The sequence below is a fragment of the uncultured Polaribacter sp. genome (assembly GCF_947497695.1).
GTDB lineage: Bacteria > Bacteroidota > Bacteroidia > Flavobacteriales > Flavobacteriaceae > Polaribacter.
The window spans coordinates 142,362-158,255 of the sequence record NZ_CANMHM010000003.1 but is presented as its reverse complement, the minus strand read 5'-3'; the positions used below and the strand labels follow the sequence as shown (position 1 = coordinate 158,255).

Below are 15,894 nucleotides of genomic sequence, written 5' to 3'. Positions count from 1 at the left end.
TTGATAAGCAAAATTCAGTCAGAAGATGACTGCTTACTGCCTACTTATGACTGTCTACTTTTTTATTGTCCTATTACCACTTTTGGATAACGAATTATTTTATCACCTAATTTGTAGCCTTTTTCTACACAATCAATTACTTTTCCTTTCATATCTTCTGATGGAGCAGGAATTTGTGTAATTGCCTCGTGAATTTCTGCATCAAAAAGATCACCTGCATTTGTTTCTAGTTTAGATAATCCTTTTTGCTCTAAAGTGTTATAAAATTTTTGATAAATTAATAAAACACCTTTTCTTAATTCTTCTGCTTCTTTATCATCTTCAATATGTGACAAAGCACGTTCAAAATCATCAATAATTGGCAGTAAAGATGTCATTACTTCTTGCCCAGCAGTTTTAAATAATTCTATTCTTTCTCTAGAAGTTCTTTTTTTATAATTTTCAAACTCAGCAAACAAACGTAAAAACTTATCTTTTTCAGTTTGAAGTAACTCTTCTGTTGTAGGTTCTTCTTTTACAACTTCTGCTTCAACTTCTTGATTTTCTTCTACTTGAACATTTTCTTGTTCATTTATAATTTGCTCTTCTTCTATTTTATCTTTCTTACTCATTATCTTTGTAATCGTTAAATTGTAAAACCTATATTGGCAAAAATGTTGCCAACAAAAAAATAGTGTCAGATTGACACTATTTTTTACTTTTTTATATTTCTACGTGACTCCAATTTTCACCGGTTTTAATTCTATGGATTTGCATATCAGAAACTCCAAATCGTTTGGCAATCATGGTAATTCTAGTTCTTTTATTTTTTAGCTGCCTTTTAATTATTTTTACTTTTCCTTCTGAAAGTTTATAACTTGTTTTTTTATTTTTAATAGCTTCTATAAAAACTGGGTTTTTAAATTGATGCAACTCTTTCTCTCTTTTAGTGACCCACTTTAAGTTTTCAAAAGAATTATTTTTTTTATCATAATCTAAATGAATCACAAAAGTCTGTTCTTCATTTTCTTTTTCTATAAAATGTTCTGCCACTAATTTATGCACATATCTACTTGTGGTTTTTTTATTGATGGCTTGTCTTAAAGAAATTGTTTCGTAGCCATTAATAAAAGTTTGTTTTTTTAAAACCTCTTTTTTATTTTTAAACTTTATTATTCTACCGAAATTGGAAATTTTAAATTTTTTGTCTTTAGAAATTTTTTCATCAAACTGTATTTCTTTCCATTCTTCGTTGTAAAAACTTCGTATCATATTTTAAAAGTTATATTAAAATTAATAAAACCTTTTTCTTAGCATCTATTTTTTTTAAGTTTAATAAAAAACCTGTTAATCAGCAATTCTTTCAATTTTAGCACCAATAGATTTTAAACGAGCTTCAATATTTTCATAACCTCTATCTATTTGTTCAATATTATTAATAATACTGGTTCCTTTAGCAGACAATGCAGCTATTAATAAAGAAATTCCTGCTCTAATATCTGGCGATGTCATTTTGGTAGCTTTTAATGAACTCTTAAAATTCATACCAATTACAGTTGCTCTATGAGGATCACACAAAATAACTTTTGCCCCCATATCAATTAATTTATCAACAAAAAACAACCTGCTTTCAAACATTTTTTGATGAATTAAAACAGTTCCTTTTGCTTGTGTAGCAATTACTAAAACAATACTTAGCAAATCTGGTGTAAATCCTGGCCAAGGTGCATCTGCAACTGTTAATACAGAACCATCTATGTAATTTTGTATTTCATACGATTGTTGCTCAGGAATGTAAATATCGTCTCCTTTTTTCTCTAGAGTAATTCCTAGTTTTCTAAACACATTAGGAATTTGCCCAAGGTTTTCCCAAGAAACATTTTTTATAGTTAATTCAGATCTTGTCATTACTGCAACACCAATCCAAGAACCAATTTCAATCATGTCTGGTAAAACAGTATGTTCACATCCTCCTAAAGCATCTACACCCTCTATAATTAGCAAATTTGAGCCAACTCCAGAAATTTTTGCGCCCATCAAATTCAACATTTTAGAGAGTTGTTGAATGTAAGGTTCACAAGCTGCATTGTATATTTTTGTAGTCCCTGTTGCTAATACAGCTGCCATTAAAATATTTGCAGTACCTGTAACAGAAGCTTCATCTAACAACATTTCTACACCATGTAATTCTTCTGCTTCTACGCCATAAAAATGTTCTTCTTTATTGTAACGGAATTTTGCACCTAATCTAATAAAACCTTCAAAATGGGTATCTAATCGTCTTCTACCAATTTTATCTCCTCCAGGTCTAGGAATATATCCTCTACCAAAACGAGCTAAAAGTGGCCCAACAATCATAATAGATCCTCGTAAAGAACTTCCGTCTCTTTTAAAATCTGTAGACTCTAAATAATCTAAATCTATTTCATCCGCTTGAAAAGCGTAAGAATTACTACTTAACTTTTCTACTTTTACACCTAATTCTCCTAAAATAAAAATTAACTTATTTACATCAATAATATCAGGAACATTGTTTACTACAACTCTTTCTGGGGTTAATAGAACTGCACAAAGTATTTGTAATACTTCATTTTTTGCTCCTTGAGGAGTAATTGTTCCATTTAATTTATGACCGCCTTCAATTTTAAATGATGCCATATATTAATATCTTTTTCTATTTTTATTTTGATTGCTGTGTTGTAGTTTCTTGTAAGTGCTTTTTGTGCTACTTTGACCTTGCCCTTGTGTACGTGGTTTTCTTAACAAATTTTTGCTTTCTGAGAGAGACTCTTCTGTATTTGTTAAATCTAGTTTACCATCAGATAGATTGAATAAATGTTTAAAAATCACAGAATCATCTACTGTATCTTTGTTCCAATTTAAATAACATTTTTTCATGTGATTTGCAATGGTAAATACCAATGCTGTCTTTTTTTCACTGTCTTCCCACTCTAAAGCAATATCTATCATTGCTTGAATATTGTTACCATAATAACGATATCTAGATGCTGATTTTGGGTAGGCCAAACCTTCTGGTTTTTCTTGTAATTCTTCTTTTGAAGGAATAGGATAAGGAGATTCTACATCTAATTTAAAATCTGACATCATGTATAATTGATCCCATAATTTATGTTTAAAATCTGGAACATCACGTAAATGTGGCTGTAAATTACCCATTACATCTACAATAGCTTTTGCCATTTTATCTCGTTCTTCTATTGTTTCTAAGGCCAAACAATGGTCTACTAATTTTTGTATATGTCTACCATATTCTGGTATAATCATTAAGGGTCTTTCTGAATTGTATTCTAAATCGAATGTCATTTATTTATTTTTGTGAAGTGTTCTCGATACATCAAGCTAAAAAGCGTGAGACTCGAACTGGCTATTTGTTTTTTGCCTTTATTTAATGTTGCAAAATAACAATTTATTTTTAGTTTTTAGAGTGATTTTAATTAGATTCTCTTTTTTAAGAAAAATAGCATTTAAACTCAATTCGAAACAGTTTATCATCCAATCACCTTTAATTTTGCAAATTGTAATAATAATTTCTTCTTTCCAACAGTTCCAAATTTAATTTCTGCTTTTTTATTAGGTCCATTTCCTTCTAAGGCAATTACCTCTCCAGTACCAAACCTGTTGTGTTCTACAAAATTACCAACCACAATATTTCCATCAAATAAATTTGCTTTTGAAGTTGCGTGTGTTACCTTTTTTAAGTTTTTAGGAATGATAACTTCTTTCTTTTTTACCAAATCACGCTCCATTTTTTTACGCTGAATAGGTTTCTGAAAACGAATTCCTTTTGGGGCATCCTCAAAAATACTTTTATCTAAAAAATTATTAATTGCTGGGTTTGTACTTTTGGGTGTAATATAATTTAAATATTGATCGTCTATTTCTTCTAAAAACCTGCTTGGTTCTGCATCTACCAATTTACCCCATCTGTAACGTGTTTGTGCATAAGTTAAGTATGCCACTTTTTCTGCCCTTGTTAATGCTACATAAAACAACCTTCGCTCCTCTTCTAACTCGCTTCTAGTATTCATACTCATGGCAGAAGGAAATAAATTTTCTTCTAAACCAACAACATATATATACATATATTCCAATCCTTTAGATTGATGAATAGTCATTAAAGACACACTTGGTTTGTCGTCATTTTTTTTAGCATCAAAATCTGTAGCTAAGGCAACATCTTCTAAAAACGTGGTTAAAGATGTATCTTCTCCTTCTTCAATTTTATCGGTAATAAAATCTTTAATTCCGTTTAAAAGTTCTTGTACGTTTTCTACTTTACTTACAGATTCTGGTGTTCCGTCTTTTTCTAAATCTTTTATTAATAATGTTTTTTTAACAACTATTTCTGCAATTTCGAAGGCATTTTTGGTTTCTGCTTGTATTTGCAAACTTTGTATCATATTCATAAAATTCTGTAACTTATTTTTTGTGCCAGAATTTATTTTTAAATCTATTTTATCAATATATTTTATAATATCAAAGATTGATTTTTTGTAGTGATTTGCTGCGATGGTTAACTTATCAATAGTTGTTGCACCAATTCCACGAGCAGGATAATTGATAATTCGTTTTAACGCTTCTTCATCATTAGGGTTGATTAAAATACGTAAATAAGACAAAATATCTTTAATTTCTTTTCTTTGATAAAATGAAATTCCGCCATAAATTGTATAATCAATTCCTTTTTTACGCAACGCATCTTCAATGGCTCTAGATTGTGAGTTGGTTCTGTATAACACACAAAAATCATTAGGACTTAATTGGTTGTTCATTTGGTTTTCCCAAATAGATTGTGCTACAAAACGACCTTCTTCTCCATCAGAAATAGTACGCATTACATTAATACCATCTCCAGGATCATTAGAAGTCCAAACTTCTTTATCTAACTTTGTTTTATTTTTTTCGATAACAGAATTTGCTGCATTAACAATATTACTTGTAGACCTGTAATTTTGCTCTAATTTAAAGGTTTTTACTTCTGGATAATCTTTCTGAAAATTTAAAATATTCTGAATATTTGCTCCCCTAAAACTATAAATACTTTGGCTATCATCACCTACTACACAAATATTACCAAATTTATCTGCTAATGCTCTAACAATAATATATTGTGAGTGATTTGTATCTTGATACTCATCTACCATAATATATCTAAAACGATCTTGATACTTTGCCAAAACCTCTGGAAAACGAGCTAACAACTCATTGGTTCTCAACAATAAATCATCAAAATCCATAGCACCAGCTTTAAAACATCTGTCTACATACTCTTTATAAATATTACCAACTTCTGGTCTGCTTGCATGTAAATCTGCTTCTTGCAAGTCTGAATTATTAAAATACGCTTTTACTGTAATTAAACTATTTTTAAAGGATGAAATTCGACCTAAAATCTGTTTAGGTTTGTATTGTTCTTTGTTTAAATGCTTTTCTTTAATAATTGCAGATATTAAACGTACAGAATCTTGCGTGTCATAAATTGTAAAATTGGTTGGAAAACCTAATTTATCTGCTTCAGAACGTAAAATACGTGCAAAAACGGAGTGAAATGTTCCCATCCATAGGTTTTTAGCTTCACTGTTACCCACAACTCCAGCAATTCTTGCCTTCATTTCTTTGGCTGCTTTGTTGGTAAATGTGAGTGATAAAATATTAAATGAATCTACACCTTGCTTCATTAAATGAGCAATTCTGTAAGTTAATACACGTGTTTTACCAGAACCTGCACCTGCAATAATAATCATTGGGCCGTCTTTTTGTATCACTGCCTCTCTTTGTGCTTCGTTTAAAGAATCTAAATATGTGCTCAATCGTTTATTTTAAAAGTATTTGAAAACGTGAATTTAACCAAACTATTTGTTTTTTATAAAATATGATGCATATTTTTATTCAAAAGTTATTCATTTTTAAAATAAATAATATCTGCTCTTAACCCGATAACTTAAAATATCTGCTTTAAACCCGATATTTTAAAATATCTGCTCTTAACCCGATATTTTGTTGATTGATAAATAAAAATACTATATTTGTTAAAATTGATTGCATTCTAATGACAAGTATATTAACAGCTGATATTATAAATTCTAGAAAAACTCAAGATGTTTCTTGGTTGATGAATAATCTAAAAAAGATATTAAATATTTATGGAGAATCTCCAAAAACTTGGGAAATATACAGAGGAGATAGTTTTCAATTAGAAATAAATAATTGTGAAAATGCTTTATTTACTGCTTTACAAATAAAATCCGCATTAAAATCAACCGAAAATATTGATATTAGAATTGGTATAGGAATTGGTATTAAAGAATTTAGTACTTCTAAAATTACAGAATCTAATGGAGAAGCCTTTATAAACTCTGGTTTTGCGTTTGACAATTATCTTAAAAAGCAAAATTTAGCCATAAAAACACCTTGGCAAGAAATTGATGAAGAATTAAACATTGCTTTTGACTTGGCTCTTTTAACCATAAACTCTTGGACAAAAAACTCTGCCGAAATTTTTAAACTTTCTTTAAACAATAAAGATGCTAAACAAAACGAAATTGCTAAAATTTTAGGGATTACACAAAGTAGCGTTAGCGAACGTCAAAAAAGAGCAGGTTTTGAACCTATTATGAAATTAGAAAAGCGTTTTAGAAAACTAATTGAGCAAAAGATACAATTATAAAATGATTTTATTTTTAAAATTTTTGTTGGCACATATTCTAGGCGATTTTGTATTTCAACCCAAAAAATGGGTTAAAAATAAAGAACAGATAAAAATAAAATCAGTAAAATTATACTTTCATATTGGTCTTCATGGGTTATTTTTATTACTTGTACTTCAATTTAATTTGCAAAAGTATTGGTTCGCATTTCTATTTATTATAAGTACTCATTTTACTGTTGATGTAGTAAAATTATACCTTCAAAAAAAGCATACAAAACGAATTTGGTTTTTTATCGATCAAATTTTACATCTATTATTATTAGTAATTGCGACTTCTTTTTATGTTGATTTTTCTTTATCAACAAAAAACTTTATCACAGATCAAATTTTATTATTAACCATCTTTTTACTGTTGGTTAGTTTTGTGTCTGCAATTATCATTAAAATAATTATTACACAATGGAATCCTGAAAGTAAAAAAGAAAATGATGAATCTCTTGCCAAAGCAGGACGTTATATTGGAATCTTAGAACGTTTATTTGTTTTTACTTTTGTAATTACCAATCATTGGGAAGCTATTGGTTTTTTATTGGCTGCAAAGTCTGTTTTTAGATTTGGAGATTTAACATCATCCAAAGACAGAAAACTGACAGAATATATTTTAATTGGTACTTTATTAAGTTTTGGTTTTGGTATCTTTTTAGGAGTTCTATATTTGTATGTATTAAAATTATTATCATAAATGGAAGATAAATTATTAGAAAGTATTGCCTATATTTTACCAGCTTTAGTTACAGCTTTAGTAGCTTATTTTATGTTTAAAGAATTTTTAAAACAGCAAAATTCCGAGAAAAAATTAGCTATTTTATCAGAAGTAAAAAAAGAGTCTCTTCCAATAAAGTTAAAAGCTTATGAACGCTTAATGTTATTTTGTGAAAGAATAAACCCTGCTAAATTATTAGTAAGAGTAAAACCCGTTTCAGAAAATATAAATGATTATTTACAATTATTAATTGCAAATATAGAGCAAGAATTTGAACACAACTTAGTACAACAAATGTATATTTCTGATGCTTCTTGGACTGCTATTTTAGCCTCAAAAAATGCAGTTATTAATCAATTAAAACAAGTTGCAGAAACAAGTAAAACTGCAAATAGTTTAAGAGAAAATGTTATCTTATATTACACTAAAACATTACCTCCAACAGAAACAGCACTTTCATTTATTAAAAATGAAGTGAGAAAATTATTGTAATAAAAAGACCATCTTAAGTAGATGGTCTTTTTAATTTTAAACAAACTTCTTATTTAAAATTGTACTCTTACCCCTAAATTATAGTTTCTACCACGAGTTGTAAAGCCTGCAATTTCTTGAAAATTTTCATTAAATATATTTGTTATATTTCCATAAAAAGTAACTTTATTTTTTAATATACTATGATTGATAAAAAAATCTACCAAGTTGTAAGAAGCTAAATCTACATTCCCAAAATCTTTTGTTTCATCAACAAACCTGTAACTTAAAGATGTAAAAGTTGATGTGCTTAAATTATAATCTGCTTTTATAAAAAACTTATTTTGAGGTATTTTTAGCAATAAGTTTTCATCTCTATCTATATAGGTATAATTGGCTAATAAACGTAATTTATCTGTTACTTTAAATATCATTTCAGTTTCAAGTCCGTTTGCATAAAAAGTTCCCAAATCATTAATTGTTTGAAATGTCATAGGGTCAAATCCAATTTTATTGGTTTCTTCTCTATAAAAATAGGTTCCATTTAAAGTAATGTTTTTAGCTAAATTTAATTCAAAACCAGCCTCTAAAGTCATGTCTTCTTCTGGTAAAAGTTCATCAATAGTAGATAGTTTTGTAAAAATTTCAGACAAAGTTGGTGTTACAAAAGCAGTACTGTAAGAAGCAAAAACTTTTACATTGTTATTATTAATATCAAAGTTGTAAGAAGGGTTTACATTAAAAACAAAATTACTACCGTATTCACTATGAATATTTAAACGAGTTCCTGCATTAAAATTAAATCCAGAAAGTGAATTATAATTTAATGATACATAAGGATCGTAAAAATGTTGTTTTCCTGTTCCTTCTTCAATAGTACTAAATGCGGTTTTTTGAGTCATATCTTGATATTGAGAAGTAAAACCAGCTAAAAATGAATACACATTATTAAATTTGTAGTTGTTATAGACATCAAAACCATATACATTTCCATTAAAAAAATCTGCTGAAGGAGTTTGATTTCTATCAATATCAGTATAAAAAGTTCTTACTTTTAACGTTCCTTTATTGTATTTATAGTCAGCATTTATACCCATTCTTTTTTGAATACTTTCTAAGTTATTGTTTGCATCTACAGAAAAACCATCAAAATCAGTTGAAAACTCGTCATAACTTGAAAAAACACTTAAATTAAATTGATCAGTAATGCTATAATTTAAATTTAATAATACATTTTGTCTTGTAAAATTATCTTCTTCAAATAATGTTTCTGTAGTGCTTTCTAATGATGATAAACCTCTTGAATCTGTTCGATTTAAAGCAACTAAGTAGTCTATTTTATTTAAAGTTCCATTAAAATTAAAACTGGTAGCAAATTCATCACCAAAAATTTCAGTATCCTCAACAGAAGAATTTGTACCTAAAGAAGAATTAAAAGTACCTGCAAATTGCTTTTTTGAAGCCTTTTTTAATAGAATGTTAATAACACCAGTTGCTGCACCTGTACCATATAAAGTAGATGACGCTCCTTTTAAAACCTCAATGCTTTCAATTTGGTTGATATCTATTTGACGTAAATCAAAATCGCCATTAAAGGAAGATGGGTCGTTTACAGAAACCCCATTAATTAAAATAGCCACTTGTCTGTTTCTACCTCCTCTAATATAATACCCTAAATTTTGCCCCTTTGTACTAAAATTACCATTAATTTCAACTCCTGGAACATCGTTTAATAAGTCTACAACTGTTTTTCCTTGACTATTTTTAATGGTTTCTTGAGTGATTTTATGTACAACTTTACCTATATTTTTTTTGTTGGTGGCAAATTTTGTTGCAGTAACTACAACTTCATTCAAGATTTCTACTTTTTCTTTTTGCTTTTCTTTTTTTTGTGCAAAAAGATTTGTGCTGACAAAACTACATGCCAATACACTAACAATAAATAATTGTTTTTTCATTTTAAATAAATTTGATTTACAATAAATCAGGTAAATTATGTGTACAAGAAAGCTCCTAAATTGTACATAAACTTTTATCCCGAAAGTTTTTACATCTTGAAAAGTGGCAGGTCTCCTGACTTGTTTTTATGTTATTTGCCTTCCCATTTATACTGAATTTGTATCAGTAATTAAACAGTGGCTAAAGAATAAATAACATCCTTTATAAGGTACTAAACTATGTTTAGCATAAACTTACAGTTGCGGGAACAGTTCTGGATTTTAACCAGATTCCCTTTTAATTTAATGTAAAATGATGTATTACATCAAAACCAAAATTCGCTGCAAATGTAGTTTTAAAATTGGTATAACAAAACGTTTTTGTAATATTGTTGTTTATTTATTTTTGATGAAAAAACTTATATACACTTTATTTTTATGCGTCTATTTTTTATTGATAATTTCTTGTAAAAAAGAAGCTATAAAAGTTGATAAAAAAACCTTTTCAACAAGTAACATTAAATATGCTAAAGGTTTTGACATTATTACAGAAAACGGAACTAAAAAACTAATTATAAAAGCTGCGTATCAAAATTTTGATGAAACTTTTGAGTATGTTATCAAAAAAAGAAATCCTAAAGAAAAAAAATCTACAAATACCCTCTTTACTCCTATTCAAAAAATTATAGTTACTTCTACAACACACATTCCAATGGTTGAATTATTGAAAGAAGAGGCTTCAATTATTGGTTTCCCGCATTCAAAATATGTTTCATCAGAAAAAACAAGAAAATTAATTGATGCAGGTAAAATCAAAGAAATAGGAAAAGAAAATGCTTTAAATACAGAAATATTATTGGATTTACAGCCAGAATTAGTGGTTGGCTTTAGTGTTTCTGCAGCTGATAAAAGTTTAACTACCATAAAAAAAGCAGGCATTGATGTAATTTATAACGGAGATTGGTTAGAAAAAACGCCTTTAGGCAGAGCAGAATGGATTAAATTTTTTGGTGTTTTGTTTGATAAAGAAAAACAAGCTGATCGTATTTTTAAAACCATTGAAGCTGATTACTTAGATGCTAAAAAAACAGCTTTAAAATCAACAAAAAAACCAACTATTTTATCTGGTGCAATTATGAGCAAAGACATTTGGAATTTACCTGCTGGTAAAAGTTTTATGGCTCAATTTTTAAAAGATGCAAATGTTTCTTATTTATGGAAAAATTCTGAGGGAAAAGGAAGTTTATCTTTAAGTTTTGAAAGTGTTTTTGAGAAAGCTAAAAATGCTGATTTTTGGATTTCTCCTGGATATTTTTCATCCAAAGAACAATTATTACAAAGCAATCAAATTTATAATCAATTTGATGCTTTTAAAAATAATAACATCTACACTCCTTCAACCAAAAAAGGAAAAACTGGTGGCGTTATTTTTTATGAATTAGCACCTACAAGACCCGATTTGGTTTTAAAGGATATTATTAAAATTACAAATAATGAGTTATTACCAAATTATAAATTGACTTTCTTTGAGAAGATGAAGTAATTTTTTTGTGATGTCGTTTTTAAATTTAGTTGGTTAATATAGATTCCTGCTTTCGCAGGAATGACAAATTATTTTGTTGCAAACTTAAGAGTAATATTCTTACTTAAAATTTTCAAATACTGTTTTTTGATGAAATAATTGCAGAATCCCTATATATTTCAAGACAACAGTTTAAATTCAATTACTAACCAATCATTTCAATAGGTTTAGGTTTATTGTACGAAAAAATTAAGTTACTTAAACATAAATAAATACGAAATTTTAATCATCCTAATAATTAATTTATTCAGAACAATCGTTTCAAAAAAAAAAAAAAAAAAACAACACAACAAACCTTCAAAAAAGCGTTTTAAATAGTCTAAAAACCAAGCTATCTTATCAAAAATAAAATTATTTTTATTTTATAAATTTAATTAATGCCTAATAATGTTTAATTCTAAATTAATTTCAAAAGATTAAACCTATTAATTTAATTTCTTAGTTATTAGTTTTTCTAACTTAATTTGTCTCATATATAAAAACAATGGAAAAGTAAATGCAATTGCAATTAAAAATGTTAACGGAATTAAAATCCACCAAAACTTAATTTTTAAACGCAAAGATTCTGGAATCATAAATGCAAAAAAAGTAAAAACAACAACGGTTAAATCTGCCCCAAAAGACTTGCCTGCAAAATTTATTTGAGCATCATTCATAAAATTTAAAAAAGTAGGATTTTCTGCAGTTTGAAACCACTGGATGTTATAATACCAAGTATAACAAATACCTACTACTGATAATAAAATATAAATATGTTTAATTTTCATTTAATAATTTTTAAAACAACTTCGCTTGACTATCATCATCCTTTTTCTTCTCTTCTGCTTTCTTTTTAGCAATTGATTTTTGTAAAACCCTTTTTGCTTTTTCTTCGGCAGAAAGTTCTTCTAAAACTGGTTTTTTAACTTCAACTTCTGGTACTTCAAGTGGCAATTTATCCTGAATCACTTCTTCATCCACCACTTCCATTTCTTCGGATGTTTCTTCTACAGGTTCATCAAAAGGTAACGATGCCAATAAGTTGACTTGCTTTATTTTCTCTGTCGTTAATTGGTTTCCTAATGCTTTAATTCCTTTTACAGCAATAAATTCCTCTAAATTTACTTCCTCATTTTCAATACTTCTTTTAGAATATTGAATTTCTGCAACAGGTCTGTAATCTGTAGATACAATCTCTAATTGACTTTTAGGATGTTCTGTAATAATAATCTCCTCTTTATCTGCTGTTTCAATTAAAAAACGTTTAATGTAATAACGTTCTTTTTCTCCATCAAAATAAATTGCAGAAATAGGTTTGTTAGGTTTCCATTTTTCTAAAACAATCATATCATCTTCAAAATGCATTGCTACATCTGGCTTTACAGCCTTTGCTTTTCCACTTTGAGTAATAATTAATAATTTATCTTCTGCTCTAAATTCGCCTAACAACTCGCCTCTTTCATCAACATTTAAACGTTGCACAGCATCATCAAACCAAATTTTACGTGGTTTTAAAGTAGACACTCCTTCTGCTTTAAATTCAATCGATTTTATAGCATATTTTGTAATTACATTTCCTCTAACAGCTCTCCCTTTTACAGATAAATCAGCAAAATCTATATCAAATTTCAACTTCAAAATTCGTCCGTTAGATCTTAAGTTTACAGTTACAACTTCTGCTTCTCCATTTAAGTTTGCAGAAAAATAAAGCACTACAGAACCTTTACTACCATTGGTTAAGTCATACTCTTTATCACGAGTAACAGAGGTAACGTTAAAACGTTTCATGTAAGATGTACCTTTTGTACCATCTCTATACATAAAATTATACACTGTTCTTTTGTCTTTCTTTTTAAAGACAGCTACATGTATTATATCTTTACCAACAAATGTTTTAGCATCTATTTTAGTAACTGTCATTACACCATCTTTTCTAAAAATAATAATATCGTCAATATCAGAACAATCTGTAACAAATTCGTCTCTTTTTAAAGAGGTTCCAATAAAGCCTTCTGCTCTATTTACATACAATTTTGCATTGTTCATGGCAACTTTAGACGCTACAATGTCATCAAAAATTCTTATTTCTGTTTTACGTTCTTTTCCTTTGCCATAGGTTTCTTTTAAACGCTTAAAATAATCGATTGCAAACTCAATTAAATTGGCTAAATGATTTTTTACAACTGCAATTTTTTCTTCTAAACTTTCTATAAATTGTTTCGCTTTATCAATATCAAATTTAGAAATTTTCTTGATTCTAATTTCTGTTAAACGTGTAATATCTTCAACAGTTATAGCACGTTTTAAGTGTTTAATATGTGGTTTTAAACCTTTATCTATGGCTTCAATTACACCTTCCCAGGTTTCTTCTTCTTCTATATCTCTATAAATTCTATTTTCTATAAAAATTCTTTCTAAAGAAGAAAAATGCCATTGCTCTTCCAATTCATTTAACTGAATTTCTAACTCTTTTTTCAACAATTCAACAGTTAAATCTGTAGAATGTTTTAGCATGTCTGAAACTCCAACAAAAACAGGAGTATTATCTTGAATTGTACAAGCTAAAGGAGATATAGAAGTTTCGCAATTGGTAAATGCGTACAAAGCATCAATCGATTTATCTGGCGATACATTTGGTGGCAAATGCACTAAAATCTCTACTTCTGCTGCTGTATTATCTTCAATCTTTTTAATTTTAATCTTCCCTTTATCGTTGGCTTTTAAAATACTATCAATTAAAGAAGTTGTGGTTGTAGAAAAAGGAATTTCTGTGATAACCAACGTCTTTTTATCTAATTGAGAAATTTTTGCACGAATACGAACCTTTCCTCCTCTTTTTCCATCATTATAATTCGTAAAATCTGCAATTCCTCCTGTTAAAAAGTCGGGTACAATTTTAAAACTTCTGCCTTTTAAATATTTAATGGAAGCATCTATTAACTCAATAAAATTATGTGGCAATATTTTGGTAGATAACCCAACTGCAATTCCCTCTGCTCCTTGAGCCAACAACAATGGAAATTTTACAGGTAAATCAATCGGTTCTTTTCTACGTCCATCATAAGACAGTTTCCATTCTGTAGTTTTGGGGTTAAAAACAACATCTAAAGCAAATTTAGAAAGTCTAGCTTCAATATATCTAGAGGCTGCAGCTCTATCTCCTGTTAAGATATTACCCCAATTTCCTTGCATATCAATTAGCAATTCTTTCTGCCCAATTTGCACCATTGCATCTGCAATAGAAGCATCTCCATGAGGATGATACTGCATAGTGTGCCCAACAATATTTGCTACTTTATTGTAACGTCCATCATCTAAATCTTTCATAGAATGCATAATTCTTCTTTGAACTGGCTTTAAACCATCTTCTAAAGAAGGCACTGCTCTTTCTAAAATTACATACGAAGCATAATCTAAAAACCACTCTTTGTACATGCCTGTAACTTTGGTAATGGTCTCTTCTTGGGGCGAATCTAATTGTTCTCCTTCGTTTGTTAATTCTTCTTCGTGTTCGTGTTCGTTTGTTTCTTCACTCATTAAAAAAAACGTTTAACTGTTTAATCGTTTAATTATTTATTATTTGGGCGTTACCTAAAGGTCGGGCTTTCACTACTCGCTTTACGCTAAAAAGCGTAAGAGCTCAAACAAACCGTTCAATCCCTAACGCAAGCTTGTTTGCCAACTATTTGTTTTAATCTTTAACTTTTTTATAACCTATTTGTGTTCTTTCTTTTTTCTCTTCTTTTCGTTCAACCAATTCATCCAAATAAGAAAATACCAATTCTATATTTTTATCGTGATTGTTCATTTTCTTTTTAATGTCTTCAATTTCTAATCGTAAACTTAAATTATCATTTAATAAATCACGCATTTTAGTAAATATTCTAATAATTTTAATATTTACTGCAATTGCTTTATCACTATTTAAAACACTAGATAACATTGCAACTCCTTGCTCTGTAAAACCATTGGAGCATAACGTAAACCCATCTTATCAGAATTGGAGGTCACAAATTGTGATCTCCAATTTTCAAATTCATTTTTAGTCAATTCAAACATAAAATCTTCTGGAAAACGATTTAAGTTTCTTTTAACTGCTTGTTTTAAAACTCTTGTTTCGACCTGATACAAATCTGCTAAATCTCTATCTAACATTACCTTTTGATTCCGAATCAAATAGATTTTATTAGATATTATTTCATCAGGAATTATTAAATTTTCTTCTTCTTTCATTTTTTATAATCTTGAGGCACCAAATTGGCTCCTCAAGTTGTTTTTTTAATTGGAGGTCACAAATTGCGACCTCCAATTTTACTTTAACTTAAATTTTAAGGAGACAATTTGGCACCTTAAACTTTTATTTAAATCTTGACGACGCAAATTGCGACCTCAAGATTTTCGTGTTTCAGACCTCACCAGTTTTGAAAACCTGTGAGGTCTATATATGATTTGGAGGAGTCAATTTGGCACCTCCAATTCCACAAACTTGCTAAAAGTCCTTTCCTTTGGAAAG

The 15,894-nt window shown here is 28.6% G+C and carries 14 protein-coding genes and 1 riboswitch; of the genes, 4 read left to right on the top strand and 10 right to left on the bottom strand.

Annotated features, from left to right (window positions below):
• Nucleotides 1-62 precede the first annotated feature (62 nt).
• From Q0731_RS05025 to Q0731_RS05005, 5 genes are all read right to left on the bottom strand, one after another.
• On the bottom strand, nucleotides 63-611 hold the full coding sequence (locus Q0731_RS05025; RefSeq protein ID WP_299060760.1) for a nucleotide exchange factor GrpE: 549 nt from the start codon (nucleotides 609-611) through the stop codon (nucleotides 63-65).
• Between the two features lie 91 nt (nucleotides 612-702).
• A complete protein-coding gene (locus tag Q0731_RS05020; protein ID WP_299060757.1) occupies nucleotides 703-1,251 on the bottom strand; it encodes an NUMOD4 domain-containing protein in 549 nt (182 codons plus the stop codon).
• A gap of 75 nt (nucleotides 1,252-1,326) precedes the next feature.
• The gene (murA, locus tag Q0731_RS05015) at nucleotides 1,327-2,637 is read right to left on the bottom strand and encodes a UDP-N-acetylglucosamine 1-carboxyvinyltransferase (RefSeq protein ID WP_299060754.1); all 1,311 of its coding nucleotides are present in this window, start codon (nucleotides 2,635-2,637) and stop codon (nucleotides 1,327-1,329) included.
• A gap of 3 nt (nucleotides 2,638-2,640) precedes the next feature.
• Nucleotides 2,641-3,303, bottom strand: a complete 663-nt coding sequence (locus tag Q0731_RS05010; protein ID WP_299060752.1) for a DUF4290 domain-containing protein — start codon at nucleotides 3,301-3,303, stop codon at nucleotides 2,641-2,643.
• Between the two features lie 185 nt (nucleotides 3,304-3,488).
• On the bottom strand, nucleotides 3,489-5,810 hold the full coding sequence (locus Q0731_RS05005) for an ATP-dependent helicase (RefSeq protein ID WP_299060750.1): 2,322 nt from the start codon (nucleotides 5,808-5,810) through the stop codon (nucleotides 3,489-3,491).
• Nucleotides 5,811-6,049: 239 nt separating this feature from the next.
• On the opposite strand from Q0731_RS05005, the gene Q0731_RS05000 reads away from it, so the two are divergent.
• The 3 genes from Q0731_RS05000 to Q0731_RS04990 are packed head-to-tail and all read left to right on the top strand — an operon-like array spanning nucleotide 6,050 to nucleotide 7,904.
• Nucleotides 6,050-6,667, top strand: coding sequence for a SatD family protein (locus tag Q0731_RS05000; RefSeq protein ID WP_299060748.1), 618 nt, complete (start codon nucleotides 6,050-6,052; stop codon nucleotides 6,665-6,667).
• A gap of 1 nt (nucleotide 6,668) precedes the next feature.
• Nucleotides 6,669-7,391: a DUF3307 domain-containing protein gene (locus Q0731_RS04995; RefSeq protein WP_299060745.1), complete on the top strand. Its 723-nt coding sequence runs from the start codon at nucleotides 6,669-6,671 to the stop codon at nucleotides 7,389-7,391.
• Nucleotides 7,392-7,904 carry a hypothetical protein gene (locus Q0731_RS04990; RefSeq protein ID WP_299060743.1) on the top strand — a complete coding sequence of 171 codons (513 nt, stop codon included), beginning with the start codon at nucleotides 7,392-7,394 and terminating at the stop codon, nucleotides 7,902-7,904.
• 53 nt (nucleotides 7,905-7,957) lie between these two features.
• Here the strand turns inward: Q0731_RS04990 and Q0731_RS04985 are convergent, their stop codons facing one another.
• Nucleotides 7,958-9,841, bottom strand: coding sequence for a TonB-dependent receptor plug domain-containing protein (locus Q0731_RS04985; RefSeq protein ID WP_299060740.1), 1,884 nt, complete (start codon nucleotides 9,839-9,841; stop codon nucleotides 7,958-7,960).
• Nucleotides 9,842-9,928: 87 nt separating this feature from the next.
• Nucleotides 9,929-10,172: riboswitch (cobalamin riboswitch) on the bottom strand.
• Nucleotides 10,173-10,229: 57 nt separating this feature from the next.
• On the opposite strand from Q0731_RS04985, the gene Q0731_RS04980 reads away from it, so the two are divergent.
• Nucleotides 10,230-11,363 (top strand): ABC transporter substrate-binding protein, encoded by a 1,134-nt coding sequence (locus Q0731_RS04980; RefSeq protein WP_299060737.1) that lies wholly within the window; start codon nucleotides 10,230-10,232, stop codon nucleotides 11,361-11,363.
• Between the two features lie 464 nt (nucleotides 11,364-11,827).
• On the opposite strand, the gene Q0731_RS04975 is transcribed toward Q0731_RS04980, so the two are convergent.
• The 4 genes from Q0731_RS04975 to Q0731_RS04960 form a co-directional block, all read right to left on the bottom strand.
• On the bottom strand, nucleotides 11,828-12,169 hold the full coding sequence (locus Q0731_RS04975; RefSeq protein ID WP_299060734.1) for a DUF2834 domain-containing protein: 342 nt from the start codon (nucleotides 12,167-12,169) through the stop codon (nucleotides 11,828-11,830).
• Between the two features lie 10 nt (nucleotides 12,170-12,179).
• A complete protein-coding gene (locus Q0731_RS04970; protein WP_299060732.1) occupies nucleotides 12,180-14,918 on the bottom strand; it encodes a DNA gyrase/topoisomerase IV subunit A in 2,739 nt (912 codons plus the stop codon).
• A 154-nt stretch (nucleotides 14,919-15,072) separates the two neighbouring features.
• Nucleotides 15,073-15,324 (bottom strand): hypothetical protein, encoded by a 252-nt coding sequence (locus Q0731_RS04965; RefSeq protein WP_299060730.1) that lies wholly within the window; start codon nucleotides 15,322-15,324, stop codon nucleotides 15,073-15,075.
• Complete coding sequence (locus Q0731_RS04960) at nucleotides 15,306-15,614, bottom strand: ORF6N domain-containing protein (protein ID WP_299060728.1); 309 nt, start codon at nucleotides 15,612-15,614, stop codon at nucleotides 15,306-15,308. The genes Q0731_RS04965 and Q0731_RS04960 overlap by 19 nt, the downstream gene beginning before the upstream one ends.
• Nucleotides 15,615-15,894 lie beyond the last annotated feature (280 nt).